Genomic DNA, 12,079 nt, shown 5'->3' with positions numbered 1-12,079 from the left:
CGGTCGAGCGAGGATCAGATCCCGGCCAGCACGCGCAGGTGCGCGACGACGCTGCGCCCCAGCGCGGACAGGTTGTAGCCGCCTTCGAGGCAGCTGACGATGCGGCCCTGCGCATGCCGGCGCGCCACCTCGACGATCTGCGCGGTCAGCCATTCGAAGTCGGCCTCGACGAGACCGAGATTGCCGATGTCGTCCTCGCGATGCGCGTCGAAGCCAGCCGACACGAACAGCATTTGCGGCTTGAACGCGTCGAGGCGCGGCAGCCAGAACATGTCGACGGCTTCGCGGATCGCCATCCCGTTGCTGCGCGCGGGCATCGGCAGGTTGACCATGTTCGGCGCCTGATGATCGACGCCCGAGAACGGATACAGCGGATGCTGGAAGAAGCTGCACATCAGCACGCGCTCGTCGTTCGCGAACGCCGCCTCGGTGCCGTTGCCGTGGTGCACGTCGAAATCGATGATCGCGACCCGTTCGATGCCGTGTACGTCCAGTGCGTGCCGCGCGGCGATCGCGACGTTGTTGAAGAAGCAGAAGCCCATCGCTCGGGCAGGCTCCGCATGATGGCCGGGCGGGCGGACGCCGCAGAACGCATTCGCATAGCGGCCCTCGATCACCGCGTCGGTCGCCGCGATCGCGGCGCCGGCCGCGCGCAGCGCCGCGCGCCATGTGTCGGGATTCATCAGCGTATCGGGATCGATCTCGACGTAACCGTCGACCGGCGTCATGCTGCGGATGTAGTCGATGTGCGCCTGCGTATGCACGCGGCCCAGCGCGACCTCGCTCGCGAACGGCGCGGTTTCGTGCACGATCAGGTCGTCGATGCGGCTCGCAATCAGTTGATCCTGGATCGCCGACAGGCGGGCCGGGCATTCCGGATGCCACTCCCCCATCTCGTGCAGCATGCAGTCGGGGTGCGTATAGAAAGCGGTTGCCATAAGCTGTCATCCGTGGCGCAGGGTGCGCCGCAGGTCTCCCTCAATGATGTCCATCGTCTGCCGCGAATTCGCCGCTAACTTACCACAACGGGGGCCCGCTTCGGCCCGGCGCGCCGGATGCGTCGGGTATACTGCGCCGAACACCATCGCCCTGTCCGCCCGCTTCGACATGAATTCCAGCAAGCCTGCCGCCCTTCTCCCCGCGCTGTTCCGCGTTCGCGCTCCGCTCGTCGCCGCTGCCATCGCCACGGCCCTCGGCACCGCGCCTGCCGTCGCGCAGACGCAGCCGGCGAAGCCCGCCGGCACGCTCGTCGCGCAGGCCCAGCCGCAGCAGCCGACGCCGCAAGGCCAGACTTTCGAAGAGGAAATCGTTCCGCAGCGGTACGCGAACAACGCGAAGGTCGACGCGTTCATCGACGAGATGGTGAGCCGCAACGGCTTCGATTCGGCGAGCCTGCATGCGCTGTTCTCGCGCATCAGCTACTCGGCGACGGCCGTCAAGCTCGTGCGGCCCGCGCCCACGCCTTCGGTCAAGAACTGGCGCGTCTATCGCTCGCGCTTCATCGAACCGATCCGCATCAACGCCGGCGTGAAGTTCTGGAAGGCGAACCAGGCGACGCTGCAGCGCGCGTCCGAGCAGTTCGGCGTGCCGCCCGAGGTGATCGTCGGCATCATCGGCGTCGAGACCATCTATGGCCGCTACATGGGCAATTTCCGCGTGCTCGACGCGCTGACCACACTGACGTTCGACTACCCGGACACGCCGAATCGCGACAGCCGCCAGGCCACGTTCCGCAAGAACCTCGAAGACTTCCTGGTCTGGACCCGCGACAACCAGCTCGACCCGACCACCGTGCTCGGCTCGTACACCGGCGCGATCGGGATTCCTCAGTTCCTGCCGAGCAGCATCCGCGAATACGCGGTCGACTTCGACGGTACGGGCCACGTCGATCTGCGCAGCAGTCCTGTCGATGCGATCGGCAGCGTCGCGAACTACCTGAAGCAGCACGGCTGGGAAACCGACCGCCCGGTGGTCTGGCAGATCACGCCCGACACGGGCAGCCTGGGCATCGCGCAGGCCGCCGCGGACGGCCAGCCCGAACCGCACTGGGCACTGTCGCAACTGCTGCGCGCGGGCATGACGTTGAACGAGCCGACGGTCAACATCACGGCCGAAGCCGGCACGCCGGTGACCGTGGTCGACCTGCCGACGCCGGGGCGCGCGACCGAATACATGCTCGGCCTGAAGAACTTCTACGTGCTGACGCGCTACAACCGCAGCTTCTTCTACGCGCTCGCCGTGTACCAGCTCGGCGAGGCCGTGAAGGCGCAGATGGAAGCCAATGGCGCGCTGCAACCGGCCGCCGACGACGCGCAGCCGCAGTAAGCGCTGGTCGCCCAAAGAAAAAGCGCCGCGGTTCACGGAACGCGGCGCTTTTTTTATCGACGCGCGAATCGCGCCCCGCTCTCGCTCAGGCGGGAAACACGCCCGTGGACAGGTAGCGGTCGCCGCGATCGCAGACGATGAACACGATCGTCGCGTTCTCGACCTGCCGTGCGATGCGCATCGCGACTTCGCATGCGCCGCCCGACGAAATGCCCGCGAAGATGCCTTCGACCGCCGCAAGGCGGCGCGTCATCGTTTCCGACGCCGCCTGGCTCACGCTTTCGACGCGATCGACACGGCTGCGATCGAAGATGGTCGGCATGTACGCTTCCGGCCACTTGCGGATGCCGGGAATACGCGAGCCGTCTTCCGGCTGCGCGCCGATAATTTCGATCGCCGGATTCTGTTCCTTCAGGTAGCGCGACGTGCCCATGATCGTGCCCGTCGTGCCCATCGCGGACACGAAGTGCGTGATGCGCCCTTCGGTATCGCGCCAGATCTCCGGCCCCGTTCCTTCGTAGTGCGCGACGGGATTGTCGGGATTGCCGAACTGGTCGAGGATCACGCCCTTGCCTTCGCGCTGCATCTGCTCTGCGAGATCGCGCGCCAGCTCCATCCCGCCCTTCACCGGCGTCAGGATGATTTCGGCGCCATAAGCGGCCATGCTCTGGCGGCGCTCGACCGACAGATCCTCCGGCATGATCAGCACCATCTTGTAGCCGCGGATCGCCGCGGCCATCGCGAGCGCGATGCCCGTGTTGCCGCTCGTCGCCTCGATCAGCGTATCGCCCGGCTTGATGCGCCCGCGCGCCTCGGCCTTGCTGATCATCGACAGCGCCGGGCGATCCTTCACGGAACCGGCCGGATTGTTACCCTCGAGCTTCGCGAGCAGCACGTTGTTGCGCGCGCGAATCTCGTCGTCCGGCAGGCGGACCAGTTGCACGAGCGGCGTATTGCCGATCGTGTCTTCGATAGTTTTGTAAGCCATGGATATACCGTGAGTGCGAGGCCGATCAATCGATCGATTGTAAACCAGCACCGGCACGCGCGCCGGCAACCCCATTACGACGATGGAATACGCGCGCCGCGCGGTTCGCGATCGTCGCGCAGCCCGCCGCACGCAAAAAACCCGCGGCATGCCGCGGGAAGCCGTCGCAACGACGGCGGCTGAAGGAGCCCTGTGTCGGGTTATGTGCGACCCGTTATTTCTGCGCCGTGCGGGCCGGTGCGGCGGGCTTTGCCGCCGCCGGCTTGCCCGCGGCCGGCGGCGTCGTACCCGTACCGGCCGCCGCACCGATCGTCAGCCCTTCCTGCTGAAGCCGCTCGACGGTATGCCCGCCCATGCCCTTCACGCGCGTGGCGAGATCGTCCGCATTCCTGAACGGACCGTGTGCGCCGCGCTCGTCGAGAATCGCCTTCGCCCGCGCCGGGCCAATGCCCTTGATGCCGACGAGCGCATCCTCGTTCGCGGTGTTGACGTCGACGGCCGCCCAGGCCGACGCCACCGCACCGAGCATGACCGCCGCGGCAAACCATTTCCTGATCATGTGCTGGATCTCCGAAGAAAAACGGCCGGCGGCTGCCGACCGTGAGACCCAGTCTATCGATGTGACGCGCCGGTTTAAACCTGGCCGGATAGCCAACGGACGTAGCGATCGACGCCTTCCTGCACGGTCAGGAACGGTGCGTCGTAGCCGGCCGCGCGCAGTTTCGTCTGGTCGGCCTGCGTGAAGCACTGATACTTGCCGCGCAGCGCATCGGGGAACGGCACGTATTCGATCAAGCCCTGCTCGACCTGCTGCGCGAGCGTCAGCGGCGGCTGGTTGTCGAGCGCGCGCAGCGTGTTCACGACCGTCGATGCGATATCGTTGAACGGCTGGGCGCGGCCCGTGCCGAGATTGAAGATGCCCGACTTCTCCGGATGATCGAAGAAGAACAGGTTCACCTTGGTCACGTCCTCGACCGACACGAAATCGCGCGTCTGCTCGCCCGGTGCATAGCCGTTGTACTCGCCGAACAGCTTCACCTTGCCTTCCGCGCGGAACTGGTTGAAGTTGTGGAACGCGACCGACGCCATGCGGCCCTTGTGGGTCTCGCGCGGGCCGTACACGTTGAAATAGCGGAAGCCCGCGATCTGGCTCTTCGCGCTCGGCAGCACGCGACGGATCACCTGATCGAACAGGAACTTCGAATAGCCGTACACGTTCAGCGGCGCCTCGACGTCGCGCTCCTCGACGAAACGCGTCGAGCCGCCGTAGATCGCGGCCGACGATGCATACAGGAACTGCGTGCCCTGCGCGAGGCAGGTATCGAGCACCGCGCGGCTGTAGCGGAAGTTGTTGTCCATCATGTAGCGGCCGTCGGTTTCCATCGTGTCCGAACAGGCGCCTTCATGAAATACCGCGCGTACCTTGCCGAAATCGCCGCGCGCGAAGCGTTCGACGAATTCGGTCTTGTCGAGATAGTCGTCGATCTCGCAGTCGACGAGATTGCGGAACTTGTCCGCGCGCGTCAGGTTGTCGACCGCGATGATGCGCGTCTCGCCGCGCTCGTTGAGCGCCTTGACGATGTTCGCGCCGATAAAACCGGCTGCGCCGGTGACGATGAGGGTCATGATCGTCCTGCCTGAAAAGTGCGAGCCATGCGTGCGGCGCGCTCGTCGCGCCGCCGAATGCGCTCAGTGAAACAGTTCGTCGTAATCCACGGTGGCCGTGCCGAGCTTGCCGACCACGATGCCTGCCGCGCGATTCGCGAGCACCACGGCGTCGACGAGCGGCACACCGGCGCCGAGCATCGTCGCGACCGTCGCGATCACAGTGTCGCCCGCGCCCGACACGTCGAACACCTCGCGCGCGAGCGCCGGCGCATGCAGTTCGCCGCCCGCGGAAAAGAGCGTCATGCCCTCCTCCGAACGCGTGAGCAGCAGCGCGTCGATGCCGAGCTCCGCACGCAGATTCGCGACGCGCGCGCGCAGGTCGTCTTCCGATTTCCACTGCCCGACCACCTCGCGCAGTTCCGCGCGATTCGGCGTGATCAGCGATGCGCCGCGATAGCGTGCCCAGTCGTCGCCCTTCGGGTCGACCAGGACCGCCTTGCCGGCCGCACGCGCCTTCTCGATCATCGTCGTCACGTGCGTGAGACCGCCTTTGGCGTAATCCGACATCAGCACGACGTCGTGCTGCGGCAGCAGCACGTCGAAGCGTGCGAGCCCCGCGAGCAGCACCTCGTGCGTCGGCATCGCCTCGAAATCGACGCGCAGCAGTTGCTGCTGGCGCGCGAGCACGCGCAGCTTGATCGTGGTCGGGAGTGCGGGATCGCGCTCGAGATGCGGCGTCACGCCGCTGCTGCCGAGCAGCTCGACGATCCGCTCGCCGGGTTCGTCGCAACCGACGACGCACAGCAGGCCGGCCTGACCGCCGAGCGTCACGGCATTGCGCGCAACGTTGGCCGCGCCGCCGAGCCGCTCCTCCTGGCGCTGCACGTGCACGACCGGCACCGGCGCTTCAGGTGAAATGCGATCGACGTTGCCGAACCAGTAACGGTCGAGCATCACGTCGCCGACGACGAGCACACGCGAGCGCGCGAGTTGCTCGCGCGGCACCGGAACGATTTCGCGAAGAGTATTCATCGTACGTTCAGCCACGGGAGGACGACTGGGGATCGACGTACGGCCGGCCGATCGCGTAATAGTCGATGCCCAGCTCGGCCATCGCGTCCGGCTCGTACAGGTTGCGCCCGTCGAAGATCACCGGCGCCTTCAGTTCGGCCTTCAGGCGCGTGAAATCGGGGCTGCGGAATTCCTTCCACTCGGTCACGATCACGAGCGCATCCGCGCCGGTGACGGCGAGATCCTGCGTGTCGACGAGATGCAGCCGCGCCAGTGCGTGCGCATCGTCGCCGAAATCCAGCGCGAACACGCGCCGCGCTTCGTCGACCGCGACCGGATCGTACGCGCGCACGGTTGCTCCGCGCTCGAGCAGCGCGGCGATCAGGCGGCGGCTCGGCGCCTCGCGCATGTCGTCGGTGTTCGGCTTGAACGCCAGGCCCCAGACCGCGAACTCGCGGCCCGTCAGGTCGGCGCCGAAGCGCTGCTCGATCTTGCCGATCAGCACGTCCTTCTGCGCATGGTTGGCGGCCTCGACGGCCTCCAGGATGCGCAGCGGCTGGCCGTTCTCGCCCGCGGTGCGGATCAGTGCCTGCACGTCCTTCGGGAAGCACGAGCCGCCGTAGCCAACGCCCGCGTACAGGAAGTGATAGCCGATGCGCGGATCGGAGCCGATCCCGCGTCGCACGGCCTCGATGTCCGCGCCGACCTTGTCGGCGAGATTCGACATCTCGTTCATGAACGAGATGCGCGTCGCGAGCATCGCGTTCGCCGCATACTTCGCGAACTCGGCCGAACGCACGTCCATGTAGATCGTGCGCTCGTGATTGCGGTTGAACGGCGCGTAGAGCTTCTTCATCTTCTCGCGCGCGGTCGTGCCGGTTTCGTCGTCGTCGACGCCGATGATGATCCGGTCCGGACGCATGAAGTCCTCGACCGCGGCGCCTTCCTTCAGGAATTCCGGGTTCGATACGACCGAGAAGCGATGCGCGACGCTGCCCGCGAGCCCGCGTGCGGCAAGCGCCTCGTCGACCACGCCGCGCACGCGCTGCGCGGTGCCGACCGGCACCGTCGACTTGTCGACGATCACCTTGAAGCCCGTCATGTGGCGGCCGATGTTGCGCGCGGCCTCGAGCACGTATTGCAGGTCGGCCGAGCCGTCCTCGTCGGGCGGCGTGCCGACCGCGATGAACTGGATCTCGCCATGCGCGACGCTCGCCTCGATGTCGGTCGAAAAGCGCAGGCGCCCCGCCGTGCGGTTGCGCGCGATGATGTCCAGCAGCCCCGGTTCGTGAATCGGCATTCCGCCGTTGTTCAGGATGTCGATCTTGCGCGGATCGACGTCGAGACAGAAGACGTCGTGACCGATCTCCGCGAGGCAGGCGCCCGTGACGAGACCGACATAGCCGGTGCCGATGATGGTGATTTTCATAGATGTTCCGGTACTTCCCGGTAATTGACTAACTTGGCCGCCGGGACGAGCCCGGCGGCAACCGCTGCGCGTTGGCTCCGCGCGCCGGGATCAGCCCGGCATCGCAGGTTCGACGCGGCGCGGCGCATAGGTTTCCCAGCCGCTGCAGCCGGGGCACTGCCAGTAGAAGAGCCGTGCCCGGAAACCGCAATTCTGGCACGTATACCGTGGCAGATTTTTCGTGCGCTGCTTGATCAGCGCACGCATCATTTCAAGTTCCTTACGACGCGGTTCGTCGGCCGCCGCGATCTGCGCATCGAGCAGGTGCAGCATCCCCGACAGGTTCGGCGACTTTTCCATCTGCGTGCGCGCGAGCGTGTGCGCGGCATCCTGGCCGCGCAACCCGGCGATATGCTGATAGGCGATGTCGAGCAGGTCGTTCGACGGATAACGATCGACGTACCCCATCAGCAGCTCCGCGCCTTCGACGTTCTTGCCGAGTGCGACGTACGCCTTCATCAGTTTGTCGGCGACGAGCGGCAGATACGCCGGATTCTGCGCTTCGACGCGCTTCCAGTACTCGATCGCGGCCGCGTGGTCGCCCGCCGCTTCCGCCGCATCGCCGGACAGAACCGTCGCACGGACGTTCTGCGGATTCACGGTCAGCGCAAGGCGCAGTTGCTCGGCCGCCGCTGCGGCATTCTTGCGCTGCAGCGCGTCCTGCGCGAGTTCGCAGTGAAACTGCGCAATTTCGATGCCGAGCGGCTTGTCGCTCATCGATTCGATGCGTTTGGCCGTGTCGATCGACTTGTTCCAGTCCTTCTCGATCTCGTAGATCGTCAGCAACGCCCGCTGTGCGCCGAGCGCGTAGTCGCCGTCCGCGAGCTTGTGGAACGCCTCTTCGGCGCGATCCAGCAGGCCGGCCTTCAGGAAGTCCTGGCCCAGTTCGTACAGCGCGTGGTCGCGCTCGTTGACCGGCAGATCGGTGCGGCTCAGCAGGTTCTGGTGCACGCGGATCGCGCGGTCGGTCTCGCCGCGACGGCGAAACAGGTTGCCGAGCGCGAAGTGCAGCTCGACCGTCTCGGGATCGAGCTTGGCCACCTCGATGAACGCATCGATCGCCTTGTCCGGTTGTTCGTTCAACAGAAAATTCAGGCCGCGAAAATACGAGCGCGGCAGGTTGGCACTCTCCGACAGGAGATTCTTCAGGTCATAGCGTGACGCCGCCCAACCGAGCGCGAATGCGACCGGAATCGCGAGCAACCACCAGAAATCCAGATCCATGCGAAATATCGAAGCAGAGACGAAAACCGCGCGAGGAATCGCGCGGCGTCCGTGTTAAATGACGGGCGGCATCGGCGGCTGGTCGATGACGGCGGGCGTTTCGCGCGCCGCACGCAGATCGCGCTTCAAACGCCCGTTCTCGAGACGCAGGCGGAAGATTGAAGGCAGCGCGGACAGCAGGCCGGCCAGCAGCCCCACGACGAAGAATGCCAGGCCGATCAGGATCAGCGGCGCTTGCCATGCGTAGCCGGCAACGAAATTCAGCGTCGCGGTTTGTGTATTGGCCAGGGCGAGCACCAGCAGCAGGACGAACACCAATACCCGGATCAGCCAGACGATAAACTTCATGAAGCCCTCTCTTTGTTGAGGTTTGCCGCGGCGCGCGACTCCCCTTCGTCGCACCGAATCGACCCGTATTGTAAAGGAAGCGTTTCCGCGGCTGCGCACATCCTGTGCGCCCGCGTTGCACACCCGTGGCCCGAAATGAAAAAAGCGCCCGCAAGGGGCGCTTTTCTTTTCAGCCTTCGCCGGACAGGTTCCGGGCACACCGAACGACGCTCAACGCTCGTCGTCCGGATCGTCAGCCTTCAGCGGTTCACCGGCGCGGCCGTCGACGCGTTCACGCAACTCCTTGCCAGGTTTGAAGTGCGGCACGAACTTCTCGGGCACCTGCACTTTCTCCCCCGACTTCGGGTTGCGTCCGACGCGCGCCGGGCGACGGTTGAGGCCAAAGCTGCCGAAACCCCGAATTTCAATGCGATGCCCTTTCGCCAGGGCGTCGGACATCGCATCGAGCATCGTTTTCACCGCGAAATCCGCATCCTTGAGGACAAGTTGCGGAAATCGCGATGCCAGCTGCGCGACCAACTCGGATTTGGTCATACTTCAGCAGACCTCGTAAGGCTTACTGGTTCTGGCCGTCGAGCTTCGCCTTCAGCAGCGCGCCGAGGTTGGTCGTACCGGTCGCGGCAGCGCTCGTGTCCGACTGCAGGCCGCGGATCGCTTCCTGTTGCTCGGCCGAATCCTTCGCCTTGATCGACAGGTTGATGCCGCGCGACTTGCGATCGATGTTGATCACCATCGCGTTGACCTTGTCGCCTTCCTTCAGCACGTTGCGTGCGTCTTCGACGCGATCCTGCGAGATTTCCGACGCACGCAGGTAGCCTTCGACGTCGCCCGTCAGCGTGACGACCGCACCCTTCGCATCGACCGTCTTCACGACGCCGTCGACGATCGAGCCCTTGTCGTTCATGGCAACGTAGTTGCTGAACGGGTCGCCTTCGAGCTGCTTGATGCCGAGCGAAATGCGCTCCTTCTCGACGTCGATACCGAGCACGATTGCTTCGACTTCGTCGCCCTTCTTGTACTTGCGAACGGCTTCTTCGCCGGCTTCGCTCCACGACAGGTCCGACAGGTGGACCAGGCCGTCGATGCCGCCCGGCAGACCGATGAACACGCCGAAGTCGGTGATCGACTTGATCGCGCCCGTGATCTTGTCGCCCTTCTTGAAGTTGCGGCTGAAGTCATCCCACGGATTCGGCTTGCACTGCTTCATGCCGAGGCTGATACGACGGCGGTCTTCGTCGATCTCGAGGACCATGACTTCGACTTCGTCGCCCAGCTGGACAACCTTCGACGGCGCAACGTTCTTGTTGGTCCAGTCCATTTCCGACACGTGGACGAGGCCTTCGATGCCCGATTCCACTTCGACGAATGCGCCGTAGTCGGTGATGTTCGTGACCTTGCCGAACAGGCGCGTGCCCGACGGGTAGCGGCGCGAGATGCCTTCCCACGGATCGTCGCCCAGTTGCTTGATGCCCAGCGAGACGCGGTTCTTCTCCTGGTCGAACTTGAGGATCTTCGCGGTGACTTCCTGGCCAACCGACAGGACTTCGCTCGGGTGACGCACGCGACGCCATGCGATGTCGGTGATGTGCAGCAGGCCGTCGATGCCGCCGAGGTCGACGAACGCGCCGTAGTCGGTGATGTTCTTGACCACGCCGTTGACGATCGCGCCTTCCTTCAGCGTCTCGAGCAGCTTCGCGCGCTCTTCGCCTTGCGTGGCTTCGATCACTGCACGACGCGACAGCACGACGTTGTTACGCTTGCGATCGAGCTTGATCACGCGGAACTCGAGCGTCTTGCCTTCGTACGGGGTCGTGTCCTTGACCGGACGCGTGTCGACCAGCGAACCCGGCAGGAACGCGCGGATGCCGTTGACCATCACGGTCATGCCGCCCTTCACCTTGCCGGTAATGGTACCGGTGACGAGCTCGTTGTTGTCGAGCGCCTTTTCCAGCGACAGCCACGATGCAAGGCGCTTCGCCTTGTCGCGCGACAGGATCGTGTCGCCGTAGCCGTTTTCGAGTGCGTCGATCGCGACGGACACGAAATCGCCCGACTGCACCTCAACCTCGCCCTGATCGTTCAGGAATTCCTCGATCGGAATGTAAGCCTCGGACTTCAGGCCTGCATTGACGACCACGAAGTTGTGGTCGACGCGCACGACTTCGGCGGAGATCACTTCGCCGGCGCGCATGTCTTGGCGGGTCAGCGACTCTTCGAACAGAGCCGCAAAGGATTCGGTATTCGGGTTGGAGGTTTGCAGGTCGGACATAAAAATCTGATTGTGCATGGCTCGCTATGCCACGCCGGCCGGAATGGCAGGCTGAAAGGGCCAGATCGAGGACCACACGGGGTTAAGGGTTCGAAACACGCTCCGCGCTTGCGACGCGAAGCACCTACCGCTGCCTGCCTTCTCAGGCCGGCTGGCCGAGTGCCCGGTACCACTGCAGCACCTGGTCGACGGCTTCATCGACCGAAAGTGCCGACGTATCGAGCAGCTTGGCATCTGCCGCAGGCTTCAGCGGCGCGGCCGCGCGATTGCTGTCGCGCGCGTCACGTTCACGAAGATCCCGGAGCAAGTCATCTATATTAGCAGAAAAACCTTTTTGCATCAATTGCTTATGCCGCCTGGTCGCGCGTGCCTCGGCGCTGGCCGTCAGGAACACCTTCAGCACGGCGTCCGGGAAGATCACGGTGCCCATGTCGCGCCCGTCCGCCACGAGGCCAGGCGTCTTGCGGAACGCGCGCTGGCGCGCGACGAGCGCGGTGCGCACGGGCCCGTGCACGGCGATGGCCGACGCGCGGTTGCCGACCGCTTCGGCGCGGATGTCGTTCGACACGTCGACGCCGTCGAGCTGCGCGCAACCTTCACGGAACGTGATGTGCAGGTCGTCGATCAGCTTCACCAGCGCGTCGACGTCTTCCGCGGCGATGCCGTAGCGCACGCTCGCGAGCGCCGCGAGCCGGTACAGCGCGCCGCTGTCGAGCAGGTGAAAACCCAGGTGCGCGGCGACGAGCGCCGCGACGGTGCCCTTGCCGGAAGCGGTCGGGCCGTCGATCGTGATGACGGGAGTCGGGTGAAAGGGTCGGGTGGATTTCATCGGAACAGT

At 65.1% G+C, this 12,079-nt stretch carries 12 protein-coding genes; 1 reads left to right on the top strand and 11 read right to left on the bottom strand.

Features of this window, described 5'->3' with window-relative positions:
- Positions 1-14: 14 nt before the first annotated feature.
- Positions 15-938, bottom strand: coding sequence for a histone deacetylase family protein (locus CFB35_RS04965; protein ID WP_059574058.1), 924 nt, complete (start codon positions 936-938; stop codon positions 15-17).
- Between the two features lie 43 nt (positions 939-981).
- On the opposite strand from CFB35_RS04965, the gene mltB reads away from it, so the two are divergent.
- Positions 982-2,325 (top strand): lytic murein transglycosylase B, encoded by a 1,344-nt coding sequence (mltB, locus tag CFB35_RS04960; RefSeq protein WP_081066588.1) that lies wholly within the window; start codon positions 982-984, stop codon positions 2,323-2,325.
- A gap of 85 nt (positions 2,326-2,410) precedes the next feature.
- On the opposite strand, the gene cysM is transcribed toward mltB, so the two are convergent.
- From cysM to cmk, 10 genes are all read right to left on the bottom strand, one after another.
- Entirely contained in the window at positions 2,411-3,313 is a 903-nt protein-coding gene (gene cysM, locus CFB35_RS04955; RefSeq protein WP_059574060.1) for a cysteine synthase CysM, read from the bottom strand.
- 214 nt (positions 3,314-3,527) lie between these two features.
- Positions 3,528-3,872: a helix-hairpin-helix domain-containing protein gene (locus CFB35_RS04950; RefSeq protein WP_059574061.1), complete on the bottom strand. Its 345-nt coding sequence runs from the start codon at positions 3,870-3,872 to the stop codon at positions 3,528-3,530.
- 74 nt (positions 3,873-3,946) lie between these two features.
- Positions 3,947-4,939, bottom strand: coding sequence for an ADP-glyceromanno-heptose 6-epimerase (gene rfaD, locus CFB35_RS04945; RefSeq protein ID WP_006496538.1), 993 nt, complete (start codon positions 4,937-4,939; stop codon positions 3,947-3,949).
- 63 nt (positions 4,940-5,002) lie between these two features.
- The gene (gene rfaE1 / locus CFB35_RS04940) at positions 5,003-5,953 is read right to left on the bottom strand and encodes a D-glycero-beta-D-manno-heptose-7-phosphate kinase (RefSeq protein WP_059574062.1); all 951 of its coding nucleotides are present in this window, start codon (positions 5,951-5,953) and stop codon (positions 5,003-5,005) included.
- 7 nt (positions 5,954-5,960) lie between these two features.
- Positions 5,961-7,361 carry a UDP-glucose/GDP-mannose dehydrogenase family protein gene (locus CFB35_RS04935; RefSeq protein ID WP_059574063.1) on the bottom strand — a complete coding sequence of 467 codons (1,401 nt, stop codon included), beginning with the start codon at positions 7,359-7,361 and terminating at the stop codon, positions 5,961-5,963.
- Between the two features lie 90 nt (positions 7,362-7,451).
- On the bottom strand, positions 7,452-8,624 hold the full coding sequence (gene lapB, locus CFB35_RS04930; RefSeq protein WP_059574064.1) for a lipopolysaccharide assembly protein LapB: 1,173 nt from the start codon (positions 8,622-8,624) through the stop codon (positions 7,452-7,454).
- Positions 8,625-8,678: 54 nt separating this feature from the next.
- A complete protein-coding gene (locus tag CFB35_RS04925; RefSeq protein WP_034183038.1) occupies positions 8,679-8,972 on the bottom strand; it encodes a lipopolysaccharide assembly protein LapA domain-containing protein in 294 nt (97 codons plus the stop codon).
- A 210-nt stretch (positions 8,973-9,182) separates the two neighbouring features.
- On the bottom strand, positions 9,183-9,506 hold the full coding sequence (locus tag CFB35_RS04920; RefSeq protein ID WP_006486894.1) for an integration host factor subunit beta: 324 nt from the start codon (positions 9,504-9,506) through the stop codon (positions 9,183-9,185).
- Between the two features lie 22 nt (positions 9,507-9,528).
- Positions 9,529-11,241, bottom strand: coding sequence for a 30S ribosomal protein S1 (gene rpsA / locus CFB35_RS04915; RefSeq protein ID WP_059574327.1), 1,713 nt, complete (start codon positions 11,239-11,241; stop codon positions 9,529-9,531).
- A gap of 142 nt (positions 11,242-11,383) precedes the next feature.
- Entirely contained in the window at positions 11,384-12,070 is a 687-nt protein-coding gene (cmk, locus tag CFB35_RS04910; RefSeq protein WP_059574065.1) for a (d)CMP kinase, read from the bottom strand.
- Positions 12,071-12,079 lie beyond the last annotated feature (9 nt).

This window comes from Burkholderia sp. AU16482 (assembly GCF_002223285.1).
Lineage (GTDB): Bacteria > Pseudomonadota > Gammaproteobacteria > Burkholderiales > Burkholderiaceae > Burkholderia > Burkholderia semiarida.
This window is presented reverse-complemented; position numbering and strand designations above follow the sequence as displayed.